At 31.1% G+C, this 14,595-nt stretch carries 16 protein-coding genes; 11 read left to right on the forward strand and 5 right to left on the reverse strand.

Annotation, left to right across the window (positions count from 1 at the left end; all coding sequences use genetic code 11):
- Nucleotides 1-2 precede the first annotated feature (2 nt).
- From Q0820_RS12665 to Q0820_RS12710, 10 genes are all read left to right on the forward strand, one after another.
- Nucleotides 3-1,049, forward strand: coding sequence for a VWA domain-containing protein (locus tag Q0820_RS12665; protein WP_298488013.1), 1,047 nt, complete (start codon nt 3-5; stop codon nt 1,047-1,049).
- A gap of 1 nt (nt 1,050) precedes the next feature.
- Nucleotides 1,051-1,932, forward strand: a complete 882-nt coding sequence (locus Q0820_RS12670; RefSeq protein ID WP_298488014.1) for a tetratricopeptide repeat protein — start codon at nt 1,051-1,053, stop codon at nt 1,930-1,932.
- Nucleotides 1,932-3,713: a BatD family protein gene (locus tag Q0820_RS12675; RefSeq protein WP_298488015.1), complete on the forward strand. Its 1,782-nt coding sequence runs from the start codon at nt 1,932-1,934 to the stop codon at nt 3,711-3,713. Before Q0820_RS12670 ends, Q0820_RS12675 begins: the two co-directional genes overlap by 1 nt.
- Nucleotides 3,714-3,715: 2 nt before the next feature.
- The gene (locus Q0820_RS12680; RefSeq protein ID WP_298488016.1) at nt 3,716-4,477 is read left to right on the forward strand and encodes a tetratricopeptide repeat protein; all 762 of its coding nucleotides are present in this window, start codon (nt 3,716-3,718) and stop codon (nt 4,475-4,477) included.
- A gap of 59 nt (nt 4,478-4,536) precedes the next feature.
- Nucleotides 4,537-4,833, forward strand: coding sequence for a hypothetical protein (locus tag Q0820_RS12685; RefSeq protein ID WP_298488017.1), 297 nt, complete (start codon nt 4,537-4,539; stop codon nt 4,831-4,833).
- A 71-nt stretch (nt 4,834-4,904) separates the two neighbouring features.
- Nucleotides 4,905-6,491 (forward strand): SulP family inorganic anion transporter, encoded by a 1,587-nt coding sequence (locus Q0820_RS12690; protein ID WP_298488018.1) that lies wholly within the window; start codon nt 4,905-4,907, stop codon nt 6,489-6,491.
- Nucleotides 6,492-6,497: 6 nt separating this feature from the next.
- Nucleotides 6,498-7,124 carry a carbonic anhydrase family protein gene (locus Q0820_RS12695; protein WP_298488019.1) on the forward strand — a complete coding sequence of 209 codons (627 nt, stop codon included), beginning with the start codon at nt 6,498-6,500 and terminating at the stop codon, nt 7,122-7,124.
- 169 nt (nt 7,125-7,293) lie between these two features.
- Nucleotides 7,294-9,153 carry a SulP family inorganic anion transporter gene (locus tag Q0820_RS12700; protein WP_298488020.1) on the forward strand — a complete coding sequence of 620 codons (1,860 nt, stop codon included), beginning with the start codon at nt 7,294-7,296 and terminating at the stop codon, nt 9,151-9,153.
- 96 nt (nt 9,154-9,249) lie between these two features.
- Entirely contained in the window at nt 9,250-10,269 is a 1,020-nt protein-coding gene (gene pheS / locus Q0820_RS12705; protein ID WP_298488021.1) for a phenylalanine--tRNA ligase subunit alpha, read from the forward strand.
- Nucleotides 10,270-10,279: 10 nt separating this feature from the next.
- Nucleotides 10,280-10,675 (forward strand): hypothetical protein, encoded by a 396-nt coding sequence (locus tag Q0820_RS12710; RefSeq protein WP_298488022.1) that lies wholly within the window; start codon nt 10,280-10,282, stop codon nt 10,673-10,675.
- Nucleotides 10,676-10,684: 9 nt separating this feature from the next.
- Here Q0820_RS12710 and Q0820_RS12715 read toward each other — a convergent pair whose 3' ends face one another.
- On the reverse strand, nt 10,685-11,152 hold the full coding sequence (locus Q0820_RS12715) for a CYTH domain-containing protein (protein WP_298488023.1): 468 nt from the start codon (nt 11,150-11,152) through the stop codon (nt 10,685-10,687).
- A 51-nt stretch (nt 11,153-11,203) separates the two neighbouring features.
- Here Q0820_RS12715 and dinB point away from each other — a divergent pair, with 51 nt between their 5' ends.
- On the forward strand, nt 11,204-12,301 hold the full coding sequence (gene dinB / locus Q0820_RS12720) for a DNA polymerase IV (RefSeq protein WP_298488024.1): 1,098 nt from the start codon (nt 11,204-11,206) through the stop codon (nt 12,299-12,301).
- Nucleotides 12,302-12,361: 60 nt separating this feature from the next.
- On the opposite strand, the gene Q0820_RS12725 is transcribed toward dinB, so the two are convergent.
- The 4 genes from Q0820_RS12725 to Q0820_RS12740 all read right to left on the reverse strand — a co-directional run bounded on the left by Q0820_RS12725 (nt 12,362) and on the right by Q0820_RS12740 (nt 14,487).
- A complete protein-coding gene (locus Q0820_RS12725) occupies nt 12,362-12,751 on the reverse strand; it encodes a cupredoxin domain-containing protein (protein ID WP_298488025.1) in 390 nt (129 codons plus the stop codon).
- 34 nt (nt 12,752-12,785) lie between these two features.
- The gene (locus tag Q0820_RS12730) at nt 12,786-13,334 is read right to left on the reverse strand and encodes a carboxymuconolactone decarboxylase family protein (protein ID WP_298488026.1); all 549 of its coding nucleotides are present in this window, start codon (nt 13,332-13,334) and stop codon (nt 12,786-12,788) included.
- Nucleotides 13,335-13,391: 57 nt separating this feature from the next.
- On the reverse strand, nt 13,392-13,547 hold the full coding sequence (locus Q0820_RS12735) for a hypothetical protein (RefSeq protein WP_298488027.1): 156 nt from the start codon (nt 13,545-13,547) through the stop codon (nt 13,392-13,394).
- 91 nt (nt 13,548-13,638) lie between these two features.
- A complete protein-coding gene (locus tag Q0820_RS12740; RefSeq protein ID WP_298488028.1) occupies nt 13,639-14,487 on the reverse strand; it encodes a helix-turn-helix domain-containing protein in 849 nt (282 codons plus the stop codon).
- Nucleotides 14,488-14,595 lie beyond the last annotated feature (108 nt).

Raw genomic sequence — 14,595 nt, forward strand, 5'->3', positions numbered from 1 at the left:
CTATGATTCAGTTCGACGAAAAAATATATTTCTATCTGTTATGTATCATTCCGGTGATAATTGTCTTATTTATTTTGGCATTAATCTGGAAGAAAAAAGCGCAGAAAAAATTTGGCAATCCTATATTGCTTAAAAAATTAACGCCTAATAAATCGCATTTTAAATCTACCTTAAAACTTATTCTTTTGCTTTTAGGTATTACTTTATTAGTTATTGGTTTAGTAAACCCCAAAATTGGAACCAAACTAGAAACTGTAAAAAGAGAAGGGGTAGATATTGTTTTTGCGGTAGACGTTTCTAAAAGTATGCTAGCAGAAGATATTGCTCCTAACAGACTAGAAAAAGCAAAAAGATTAGTATCCGAAATTATAAACCAATTAGGAAGTGATCGTATTGGTATAATTGCATATGCAGGCCAGGCCTATCCACAATTACCAATAACAACAGATTATGGTGCTGCAAAAATGTTCTTGCAAAGTATGAATACAAATATGCTAACCTCTCAAGGTACAGCAATAGATGAAGCCATAAAACTTGCAACAACCTATTATGATGATGAAGAACAAACAAATAGAGTATTATTTATTATTTCTGATGGAGAAGACCACTCTGAAGGATTAACATCTGATGCTGTAGAAGAAGCTACCGAAGAAGGCATACAAATATTTACAATTGGTGTAGGTAAAGAAAAAGGAGCTCCTATACCAATAAAAAGAAATGGGATTGTAGAAACTTTAAAGAAAGATTCTCAAGGAGAGGTTGTTATTACAAAACTAAATGAAAAGGTTTTGGTAGATATTGCAGAGGATGGTAATGGTGAATATATTGATGGAACTAATACTGAAGAAGCGGTTGATTTTATAAAGGAACAACTAATAAAAATGGACAAAACAGAGTTTGAAGCAAAACAATTTGCTGAATATAAAGACCAATTTCAATGGTTTTTAGGAGCTGCTCTTTTATTTCTTTTTTTAGATATTTTTGTATTAGATAAAAAAACTAAATGGTTAAAAAAACTTAACCTATTTAACGAAAAAGAAGAAGAATAAAATGAAAAAATATATTTTACTTATTGTTTTTCTATTTGGTTATTTTGGTATTTCTCAAGACGAGGAAAAAGAAAAAGCCAAGGCTTTAGAAGCTTCAAAAAATTATACATGGAATGCAAATAAAAATTTATCTGAGGATAAGTTTGTAGATGCAGAGGCGGAGTATAGAAAAGCTATTTCTAAAAGCTCTGAAAATGCCGCTGCCCCTTATAATTTAGGAAACGCTTATTATAAAAAAGAAACCTATAGTGAAGCTTTTGGACGTTTTAAACAAGCAGGAGAAGTAGCTACTAGCAAAGCAGACAAGCATAAAGCTTACCACAATATGGGTAATGTATTTATGAAGCGTAAAGAATATGAAAAAGCTGTTGAAGCCTATAAAGAAGCTTTAAGAAACAATCCTAAAGATGAAGAAACACGTTATAATTTAGCTCTTGCAAAAGAAATGCTAAAAAAACAACAAGACGAGCAAAAGAACGACCAAAATAAAGATCAGGATAAGGATCAAGATAAAAAAGACCAAGACAAGAAGGATAAAGAAGATAAAAATAAAGATAAGAAAGACGGCGACGAAGGAGATAAAGGGGATAAAGACAAAGAGGAAGAGAAAAAAGACGGGGACAAAGGAGATAAAGGCGATCAAGGAGAAGAGGAAAAAGAAGATAATAAAGAAGGAGAAGGTGATGAGAAAAAAGAAGACAAAAAACAACCTAATCAAGGAGATCAACAACAAGAAAAATCACAACCTAGGCCTAACCAATTATCTAAACAACAAGTTCAGAATTTGCTAGAAGCTATGCAAAATGAAGAGAAAAAAGTAAAAGATAAAATAGACGCTAAAAAAGTAAAAGGAGCTAAAGTTAAAAACGAAAAAGACTGGTAATGCCAAAACTATTTAAAATAAACATTCCCCTGCTATTTTTAGTTTTCTTTTGCCTATTTACACAGGCTCAAGATAAGGGTGCCGTTACTTTTGAAATGAAACTTAGTAAAAATAAACTAGGTATTAATGAACGTTTGCGGGTAGATTTTGCTATGAATAAAGATGGAGACGATTTTACACCTCCAGACTTTAGTGGTTTTAGAGTTCTAATGGGCCCTTCGCAATCTATTAGTTCTTCCTGGATAAATGGTGTTCGTAGTTATTCTAAAACCTATTCTTATACGCTAGCGCCAACAGCAAGAGGTAAATTTTCTATAAAACAAGCCTCTATTGTTATAGGTGGTAAAGTATATAAATCCTTAGCTAAAACGGTAGAAGTAACTGCTGCTGTAGATAAACCAAATGGTGAAAAATCTGCCGATGCTATTGCAGAGGATAATTTACATTTAGTTGCTGAAGTTTCTAAGACCAATCCTTATTTAAATGAAGCAGTAAGTGTAGTTTATAAATTATATGTAAGTCCGCAAATAAGTGTCTCTAATTACCGCCCATTAGACAACCCTAAGTATAATAATTTTTGGAGTCAAGATATTCAAGTATCTAGACTCAATGCGCAAAATGGAACTTATAAAGGAAAAGCGTATCGCTATGTAGTATTAAAACGTGTTGTACTGTATCCTCAAAAATCAGGAAAATTAGAAATAGAACCTTTATCCCTTGAAATAACTGTAGATGTTCCTACAAACAAGAGAGACTTTTTTGGTGGCCGAGTATACTCCCAAACTAATAAAACTGTATCTGCTGGTAAACGCACAATAAACGTAAAAGCGCTTCCAGAAAAAGGAAAACCTGCCGATTTTAGTGGTGCTGTTGGTGATTTTGATTTTAAAGTTACCACCAGTAAAACACAATTAAATGCATCAGAATCTTTACAAGCTAAAGTAGAGGTTAGTGGTAAAGGAAATTTAAAACTTTTTCAACTTCCAAAACCTAATTTACCAAGCTCTTTAGAAGTATATGAACCAGAATTTAATGAAGGTATAAGAACAAATTTAGCTGGTATGCAAGGGAAAGTTAGTGATAGTTATACTATAGTACCAGCATACAAGGGCAAATACCCAATTCCTTCCATTTCTTTTAGTTACTTTAATCCAAAGACTAATAAGTACGTTACAAAAAATTCTGAGGAAATATTAATAAATGTAATAAAAGGACCTTCAAGTTCTTCCGCTACAAATCCAACTAATTCAAATAACAAACAGGTAGTATCTTCTAATAATAATGCATTCCATTTTATTAAAACTAAAACAAATTTACATGCCATAAAGTCTAATTACTTTTTTGGCTCTACTCCTTTTTACTTATGGTTACTACTTCCTCTTTTGTTAATTCCTACTTATATATTATTACGTAAAAAAAGAGAGGCTATTACTAATGATGTGGTTGGTAATAAAGTTAGAAAGGCAAATAAATTAGCTAAAAAATATTTATCTAAAGCCAAAGCAACATTAGGAACCAAAGATGCTTTCTATGTAGCACTAGAAAAAGCTTTGCATAATTATTTAAAAGCAAAATTAAAAATAGAAACATCAGAATTTAGTAAAGATAAAATTCAAGTTTTACTTTCAGAAAAGAAGGTAGATTCAGTAACTATAGATGAATTTATTTCTCTTCTTAAGAATTGTGAAGCAGCACGTTATAGTCCATTCTCAAATGTGCAAATGCAACAAGATTATGACAAGGCTAGTGAGGTAATTTCATTAATGGATAAACAATTATAGGTATGCTAAAAAAATTAATATTCCTATTTGTTCTTTGTTTAGGCACTCTAGGAAACGCTCAAAACACTACTTTATTTAATGATGCTACAACCGCATATAATAATGGTAATTACAACAAGGCTATAGAAAATTATTTACAAATAGTAGAAAATGGGGAGCATTCTGCAGAACTTTATTATAACCTTGGAAATGCCTATTATAAATTAAACCAAATAGCTCCTAGCATATATTATTATGAAAAAGCATTGCTTTTAAAACCTAATGATAGTGAAATTAAGAACAACCTAAGTTATGCTCAAAACATGACTTTAGATGCATTTGAAATACTACCTGAAACACAATTTTCTAAAATTTATAAAACAATTGTAGGTACATTTTCCTTTGATCAATGGAGCTATATTGCAATTTTATTTGTATTCTTATTTGTATTCTTATATATTGCATTTAAGCAATTTAGGTACTCTACAAAAAAACGTATTGCCTTTATAGGAAGTATTATTTCTTTATTTATAGTTTTTACTAGTTTACTATTTGCTTACGCTCAGTACAAAGAATTTAACGCTAAACAGCCGGCAATAATCTTTACAGAAGAAGTTGTAATAAAATCGGATCCAAATAATAGCGGTCAAGAGCTTTTTAGATTACATTCTGGTACTAAGGTAAATATAGAAGAAGAACTTAAAGATTGGAGAAAAATAAGTTTAGTAGATGGCCAAACAGGCTGGTTATTAGTTGAAAATATAAAACCACTAAAGGATTTTTAAAGTTTATTAATAATTTTTAAACGTTTGCATAGTATATTTGTTAAGGAATTTTTAATTGTATGAAAGTTATTGCTCAAATTATTTTATTGTTTTTATGGCTTTTTGCAGTTACTGCACCAAGCATAATAACCTTATGCGATGCTGAAAATACAATTGTAATTACCAATCTTAATGAAGAAGAGCAAGAATCTGGTAAAAAATCCCCAACTGCAGAAGAAAAATTTGTCAAAGAAAATTCTTTAGACTTTTCTATAGTTGCCATTTTAAACAATACGGTAAATAGTAACTTTAATATGGCAGGTTACAAAAATTTATCTTTAGAAGTATTATCCCCTCCCCCAGAATGCGTTAGCTAATAATTACTAACTGTTTTTTTATTAATTAATCTGTCCTAAAAAATCTAATTAGGACATAATCAATTTATTTTATGTTTAAACATATTAAAAGCGATATTCCCGCAAGTATCGTTGTATTTTTCGTTGCTTTACCATTATGTTTAGGTATTGCTTTAGCTAGTGGAGCACCACTTTTTTCTGGTTTAATTGCTGGTATTGTGGGAGGTATTGTTGTTGGTGCTATAAGTGGGTCTCATATTGGAGTAAGTGGTCCTGCTGCAGGTTTAGCCGCAATTGTTTTAGTGGCAATTACTTCTTTAGGCTATGAAAACTTCTTAGTAGCTGTAGTACTTGGTGGAGCTATTCAAATTCTATTTGGCGTATTACGACTAGGTATTATTGGATACTTTTTTCCTTCCTCCGTAATTAAAGGAATGCTTACTGGTATTGGAATAATTATTATTCTAAAACAAATTCCTTATTTTTTTGGAATGGGTAAAAATCCTAAAGGAAATTTTGATTTTCTACAAGTAGAATGGGATAATTTAATATCTGGACTTTTAAAAGCTATCAATGCCCTAATAAGTGGTAACATAAGTATTGGTGCAACCGTAGTTGGTATAATTTCATTAGGAATATTGCTTTTATGGTCTAACGTACTTTCTAAAAAAGGAAAAATATTTCAATTGGTACAAGGGCCATTAGTAGCTGTTGTTTTTGGTATTATTTTTTATGTAGTAACTCAAGGAGGCTCTTTAGAATTAACCTTAGAGCAACTTGTAAAAGTACCAGGAAGCATACAAGATATTAAAGAGCAAATAACTTTTCCAAATTTTTCAGCAATAGGAAATACTGAAGTTTGGATTACTGCATTTACTATAGCTTTAGTTGCTTCATTAGAAACTTTACTATGTGTAGAAGCCACAGATAAGTTAGACCCGCATAAAAATGTAACCCCAACAAACAAAGAATTATTTGCTCAAGGTACAGGAAACATTGTTTCTGGTTTAATAGGAGGTTTACCAATAACTCAGGTAATTGTACGTAGTTCAGCTAACATACAATCTGGAGGAAGAACTAAATTATCTGCAATTATTCACGGATTCTTATTAATTGTATCTGTTCTTTTAATTCCTACATTACTTAATCAAATACCTTTAGCTGTGCTTGCAGCGGTATTATTCATAGTTGGTTTTAAATTAGCAAAGCCATCTACTTTTGTAAATATGTACAAACTAGGTTGGAAACAGTTTGTACCATTTATGGCAACGGTATTACCAATGGTTATTACTGGAGATTTATTATTGGGTATTGGCTTAGGTTTAGGAGTAGGTATTTTTATTATTCTACTTAAAAACTTTCAAAACTCTCACTTCTTACATAAAGAAGGTGAAGATGTTGATGATGGTAAAATTAAAATGACGCTTGCTGAAGAAGTTACTTTTTTTAACAAAGGAGCTATCTTAAAAGAGCTAGATAGTTTACCAGAAAACACCTATTTAGAATTAGATGTTAGAAAAACCAGATATTTAGATAATGATATAATTGAAATATTAGACGACTTTGCCTTTAAAGCAAAAGAAAGAAGTATTAATATTAAAATAATTTCTGAAAGAGGTGTTGCAGAAAACCCTCCAAGTTTTATAGAATTTTTTAAGTTAACACCAAAAACTACATAAAAAAATATGAAAGCACATACAAAAGAAACACAAGCAGCCATTACCCCAAATACAGCTATTGAACTTCTTAAAGAAGGTAATGCTAGATTTATAGCAAGCAATAATGCAAACAGAGATCTTTTAGACCAAATGAAAGATACTGCAAGCGGTCAATATCCTTTTGCCACAATTTTAAGTTGTATTGACTCTAGAGTATCTGCAGAACTTATATTTGATCAAGGTGTAGGAGATATCTTTAGCGCACGTGTTGCTGGTAATATTGTAAATGAAGACATTCTTGGTAGCATTGAATTTGCATGTAAATTAGCCGGGACAAAAGTAATTGTCGTTTTAGGCCATACGGCGTGTGGTGCTGTAAAAGGAGCTTGTGATGGGGCAGAATTAGGTAATTTAACTATTCTGTTAGATAAAATTAAACCCGCAGTAAATGCAGTAAAAGAACCTACAGATAGTAACTTAAGAAATTCTAAAAATATAGATTTTGTAAATAATGTAGCAGCAAAAAACGTAGAACTAACAATAGATAATATTCGTACTAAAAGTCCCGTATTAGCTGAAATGGAAAATAACAATGAAATAAAAATTGTGGGTGCCATGTATAATATTTCTACAGGTAGTGTAGATTTTTATTAATCATTATTACTATAAATAGTACCTAAAAAGAGTCTTGGTATAAACCAAGGCTCTTTTTGTATGTTATACAAAACTTTATACCCAAAAAATAAAATACTTTATTTTTTGATATAAAACATTCCCCTAACTAAATTTACAATCTATAATTACCTATAAATTTGACCTTTATATGAAAAATTTATTCTCTAACATAAAAGGAGACCTTTTCGGTGGCATTACTTCAGGAATAGTAGCATTACCATTAGCTCTTGCTTTTGGTGTATCTTCTGGCCTAGGTCCTAGCGCTGGTTTATATGGTGCTATATTTATAAGCTTTTTTGCAGCTCTTTTTGGAGGAACTAGCACACAAATATCTGGTCCAACTGCTCCAATGACAGCAGTTAGTATGGTTGTAATTGCACAAATAATTGCTGTTAACGATGGTGATGTTTCTGTAGCTATGCCAGCAATTCTTTCTGTATTTCTACTCGCAGGAATATTTCAAGTTATTCTAGGAGTTTTGCGTATTGGTAAATACATAAAATATATACCATACCCCGTAGTTTCTGGCTTTATGACTGCCATAGGTATTATTATATTAATAACGCAAATTCTTCCTGCCATTGGTTATTATCCAAAAGAAGATGTAGACTATGTAAATACTTTTAAACCAAAAGCAGAAGAAATTATTTTAGATAATATTTTAAAGGAAGAAGCAGGAGAGGGTATTCTAGTCTTAGAAAATTTTGAAGAAACCATTAAAAGAGCAAAAAAAATAACCCCTAACGATATTCTAAGAGAGGCAAAAACCTTAGCTGGTTCTGAAGCCAAAGGAGTTTTAGGAACTTTCAAAGTACTATCTAGAGCTTTGCAAAAAATTAACTGGTTAGAACTAGGTTTAGCAATAGCTACAATTATTATCATATTTGGTTTTAAGAAAATAACAACAGCCATTCCAAGCACATTAGTTGCTTTGGTTCTTGTATCCGGCGTAGCATATGGTTTTGGACTACCATATATACCAATAGAAGAAATTCCTCAAGGTTTTCCAGTGCCAAATATAGAAATACTAACCGAATTTAAAATTAGCGCCATAACCCCCTATATTTTTACTGCACTTACTTTAGCGCTACTAGGGTCTATAGACTCGCTTTTAACTTCTGTTGTAGCAGACAATATGACTAAAACTAAACACAAACCTAATAAAGAATTAATTGGGCAAGGTATAGGAAATAGTATTGCTGCTATTTTTGGTGGTATTCCAGGAGCTGGAGCTACTATTAGGACTGTTGTAAATATTAACTCTGGTGGTAAAACAAAATTATCTGGAATGATTGCCGGTGTATTATTGTTAATTGTAATGTTAGCATTAAGTACCGTTGCCTCGCAAATACCTGCTGCAGTTTTAGCCGGTATCCTAATTACCGTAGGTATAGGCGTTATGGATTATAAAGGCCTAAAAGCTATATCTACCTTACCTAAAGATATTAAAATAGGACCTATTAAATTAAGTTCTGAAGTACTGATTATGCTTTTAGTAATGGTACTTTCTTCTATTTGGAATTTAGTCTATGCGGTTGGTATTGGTCTTATTATAGCATCTTTAATGTTTATGAAAAAAATTGGGGATCTTACCGCCAAAAAATCGAATATTAAAGCCTTATCCAAAGAAAAAGCATGGTCAGATGAAATAGGCTTACCAATTAATTTACAGGAAAAAGTTATTATAAAGCACCTAAATGGACCTTTGTTTTTTGGCTCTACAAGCGAGTTTCAGGAACTAGCTAACCAAATACCAGAAACTGCTTCTACGGTAATTATTCGCCTTGGAAGAACCCAATATATAGATCAATCTGGAGTATACGCTATGGAAGATGTTCTTATAGATCTTGTAAAATCTAATATAAATGTATTATTTATTGATGTTCTTGAACAACCCAAACATATGATGGAACGTGTAGATATTATTCCTGACCTTGTCCCAAGAGAGCATGTTTTTAAAACATTTAAAGAATGTTTAGCTTGGATTAAAGAGAATGTAAAAGAGTAATATTTACTAAATTATTTATTAGAGCAGTAGCATATTTGATGAAAAACGTATTGCTACTGCTCTAAATGTTTTAAATTTGTAAGCTAGTTTATTGTTATGATTGATAAGATTAAGGAGCATATTGCCGAAGTAGAAAAATTTACTGCAGATTCTAAAGAAGCTGTAGAAAGTTTTCGTATAAAATATTTAGGTAAAAAAGGGTTGTTAAACGATTTTTTCGCAGAGTTTAAAAATGTTCCTAATGAACAAAAAAAGGAATTTGGACAAACTATAAACCAGCTTAAAAAAACAGCTGAGGAAAAAGTTAGCACTTTAAAAAGTGCTTTAGACAATACAGCAGAAGAAACTGGAATATATGGCGATTTAACACGCCCTGGTGAAGCAACAAAAATAGGTGCTCGGCATCCTATATCTATAGTAAAAAATCAAATCATAGACATTTTTTCTAGAATAGGTTTTAATGTTTCTGAAGGTCCAGAGATTGAAGACGACTGGCATAACTTTACCGCATTAAATTTACCGGAATACCACCCTGCAAGAGATATGCAGGATACCTTCTTTGTACAAACTAATCCAGATATATTATTACGTACACATACCTCATCTGTACAAGTGCGTTATATGGAAAACAACAAGCCTCCAATACGTACTATATCTCCAGGAAGAGTATACAGAAATGAAGCTATATCAGCACGATCGCACTGCTTTTTTCATCAAATAGAAGGTTTGTATATAGACAAGAATGTATCTTTTGCCGATTTAAAACAAACACTACAATTTTTTACAACTGAACTTTTTGGAAAATCTAAAATAAGGTTACGTCCATCTTATTTCCCTTTTACAGAGCCTAGTGCAGAAGTTGATGTATACTGGGGATTAGAAACCGAAGCTGATTATAGGATAACTAAGGGTACAGGTTGGTTAGAAATAGGCGGCTGTGGTATGGTAGATCCAAATGTTTTAAAGAACTGTGGTATTGATGCTAATGAATATTCTGGTTTTGCTTTTGGTGTTGGTATAGACCGTATAGCAATGCTATTATACCAAATTACAGATATACGTTTATTAAGTGAAAATGATGTTCGTTTCTTAGAGCAGTTTAGAAGTGCTCTTTAACACCCAACTTTTGAAAAAAGATATTAAAATACCTATTGTTACAGACGTTCATGTTGCTTTAATATATGAGTATAATACTGATTTTAAAGCTAAAGAATGGAATGCCTATATTCTAAACAATAAGGAAACAGCTATTGAACTTGTTTTTGTGGTCTCTAAAGGATATGATGGCGAAACTAAAACCTCACCATTAAGGCATAGTATGGAAGGTTTAGAACCAAAATCTTTTGCAAAATTAGAATTTGTACAAGATGAAGTTCTTAAACTAAACAACGAGTTTTTTGTTACTTTTTACGAAAATGGGGTATTATATGAAAAAAAATATCTGTTTAAAAAAGGAACGGTTTCTGAACAAAATACTATAAATATTCCTCTACTTGGAACCAAAGGAATTTTAGCATCTTAAGGGTATAAGCTACCACTTTGTGAATGGGTTTTTACTTAATTGCGAATTATAATATTTTGTAATTCCTGAAACCTCTATACCTAGCCAATCAGGTTTTTCAAAAATTTCATTTTCTGCAGATAATTCTACTTCTGCAACAACTAAACCTTTATTATCCCCAAAAAATTCATCTATTTCAAAAATATGTTTTCCTACTTTTACCTCATATCTAACCTTATCAATACTACCAGGTTCTGCAATTTTTAATAACTGTTCGGCTTCTACCACAGGTATTTCTTTTTCCCACTCAAACCTAGACACTCCGGAGGCATTACCTTTCCCTTTTACTGTAATAAAACCTTGACTTCCTTTAATACGAACCCGTACGGTACGTTCAGGATTTGTATTTAAAAACCCCTGAACAATACGAATTTTTGTATTTGCTTGTGTTTTATAAGCATCAGAAACAACTAAAAATTTACGTTCTATTTCTATCATTTATAAACCTATTTTACTTTTTGTAAATGTATATAAAGTTTACATTTGTTTATGCTATCTAATTTTCCTTTACGAAAAATAATTCATGTAGATATGGATGCATTTTATGCTTCCGTAGAGGAATTAGACAACCCAAGTTTAAAAGGGAAACCATTGGCCGTTGGCGGAAATGAAATTAGAGGTGTAGTCTCTGCTGCAAATTATGAAGCCAGAAAATATGGTGTTCGAAGTGCAATGAGTGGCTTTCTGGCAAAAAAAAATTGTCCGCAACTTACTTTTGTAAAACCAAGATTTCAACGCTATAAAGAAATTTCACAGAAGATTAGAGCTATATTTTTTGATTACACAGATTTAGTAGAGCCTCTTTCTCTAGATGAAGCCTATTTAGATGTTACTACCAATAAAAAAGGAAATCCATCGGCATCTTTAATTGCTAAAGAAATTAGACAGCGTATTTATGATGAACTTGGATTAGCAGCATCTGCAGGAATTTCTATTAATAAATTTATTGCAAAAGTAGCAAGTGATTATAACAAACCTAATGGTCAAAAAACAGTAAACCCAGAGGAGGTTATACAATTTTTAGAAGATTTAGAGATTAGAAAATTTTATGGTGTGGGTAAAGTAACCACTCAAAAAATGTATGCTTTAGGTATTTTTACTGGAAAAGATTTAAAGGCAAAATCTAAAGAGTTTTTAGAAACAAATTTTGGTAAAAGTGGCGCTTATTATTACCATGTAGTACGGGGTATTCATACAAGCGAGGTTAAACCGCATAGAATACCAAAATCTTTAGGTGCAGAACGTACTTTTAGTGAAAATTTAAGTAGCGAAATTTTTATGTTAGAACGCCTAGTTAGTATTGCTACAGAACTAGAGAAACGTTTAACCAGAGCCAAAGTAGCAGGAAAAACAATTACTCTAAAAATAAAGTATAGCGATTTTAGTTTACAAACCAGAAGTAAAACTCTTCCTTATTTTATTGCAAAAAAAGATTTAATTCTAGAAACTGCTAAAGAGTTATTGTATCAAGAAAAATTAGAAAACTCTGTAAGGCTTTTAGGTATTTCTCTAGCAAACTTAAATACAGAAGATAAAAACAAACCCAAAAAGAAAACCATAGATATACAACTACGTTTTGATTTTTAGAAAAAATAAACCCTTGACATGCATAACATACCAAGGGTTTATTAACAAAACACTAACCTATTATTTTACTATTAAAATATTATCTGTTGCTGTTGGGTTTAATGGACAAAAATAAACATACTCCCCTTTTGCTAATTTAGTAGCTTTAGATTTTTGCGTTTTACCAGTTGCAACTGCCTCTGTAACATAAGCAGTTTGAATATGGTTTTCTGGCTTACTAATATCTTTTCCTTTTTGTACTAAAACAAAACCAACATCATGACCCACTGCATTATTTGCAATTTCAAAAACATAAGTTCCTGGAGAAACTGTAATCTGTTTTTGTGTAAATTCTCCTGAAGTTTGCTCTAAAGAAATGGTTTTTTGCGCTTTTTTCATCATTTTATCTTGGGCACTTGCCGAAAATGATACTCCTAATACTAATGCTACTAATACTACTAATTTTTTCATCGTTTTTAATTTTAAAATTTATTATTTATGTTAATTATGCTTCTATTGTTTCTAATGGTTGTGCTTCTGGAAAATCTACAGGAACATCTGTTGTTTTATGTAAATAGTTAGATATTGTTTTATCCCCAACCAATACAATTGTGTCTACAAGGTTTTCTTTTGTCCATCCTGCATTTAAAAAGTTTTCTACTACAGCACTACTTGTTGCTCCACGATTTTCTGTCACATTTTTAGCTAATGCAGCTAATGCATTTAATTTAGTGTCAAAAGAAGCTTTACCAGCTCTTAATTCTAAAATTTGAGCGTCGTTAAAGCCATTCATTTTTCCTATTGCTGTGTGTGCCGCAAGACAATAGGTACAGTTATTAACTTGACTTACTGCTAAATTAACCACCTCTTTTTCTTTTGCAGATAAAGATGTTTTTGCGCTAGATAATGCTAAATAGTTTCCTAATGCATTTTCTGAATGTGCATACGTTGCATACAGGTTAGGTACAAAGCCAACTGCTTTTTCTAAGTTGTCAAAAATTGCTTGGTTAGCAGCACTTACTTCTTCTCTTTTTGGTACATTAAAATTACTCATACAATTGTTTTTTATTTTATTTCCGTGAAAACGGAAATCTATTATTACTATTAAATTTTATAAGGATATAAATGGTTTCTCTGCATCACAATAAAAATCATGATGTTGTTTTTGAGCGCAATGACTTTCTAGATTAATACTTTTAGCTTCTACTCTATTAGTATTTCCAAAAATTTCAATAAGGTTAAAAATAGACTTATGTATATGTTTCATCTTGTATTGTTTTTTAATTACACTACAAAGATGCGATAGTAAGGAGCCTTTTTGTTAGTACCTATTTCCCGACTGCTTGTATAAATTTCCTTTATTGTAGAATTCCGTTTGTTTCACGGTATTTAGAAGGAGAAAGTGATGTCATTTTTTTAAAAAAACTGCTAAAATGAGCCGGATCATTAAAGCCTAACTCATATGCTATTTCTTGGTTTTGCTTGTCTGTGAAGTTTATTAATCTCTTTGCTTCTAAAGCTACACGTTCTAAAATAATTTGCTGCGGTGATTTTTGATTGTATAATGCAAATAAATTAGATAGTGTTTTTGGGCTTTTAAAAAGTAGTTCTGCATATTCACTAACTTTTCTTTTGGTTTTATAGTGCGTATCTACCAAAACATTAAATTTACGAATAACATCTATCTGGTCGTTATCTAATTTTTTTACAATAAGCTGTTCTTTAGCTAGTCTTGTAGAAATAATTATTAACCTTTTTAAAAGCATTTGTAGCATGTCTCCTTGAATTTTATCTGGAGTAGCAAACTCATCTTCAAAAATTTCATATAATGTATTAAACTTACGCTCTTGTTCTTTTGGGATTGTTATTATAGGTAAATCCTGTGTACCAAAAAATAAAATACCGTTACAAGAAACTTCTTGATCATGGTCCGAGATACAGTAAAACTCTCTATTAAATAAAAAAGAAGTTAAAGGTAATTGGGTGTTTTTATATGAAATATGCTGTAAATAAGTAGTAGTTGCTATTTGGTTAGGTTTTAAAACTAATGGTGTACCATCTACTAAAATTTCTAAATTTTCAGCATTTCTATTCCATAAAAAATTAATAGTCCCAGAAGTTATTGTAAAACTTTGCGCATCTTTTTTAATATCATCTGTTAATCCAAAAATTGAACCTAACTTTTGATCATAAAATTCAAACTTCATACTTTTATTTTCTTTTTTATATGTTTTTAGTCTTTAAAAAAAGAAAAAGCTTACTACGTTACTAGAAAAGAAAAAGCCCAAACACACTTAGTATATTTGGGCTTAGAA

This window comes from uncultured Maribacter sp. (genome assembly GCF_947495965.1).
GTDB lineage: Bacteria > Bacteroidota > Bacteroidia > Flavobacteriales > Flavobacteriaceae > Maribacter_B.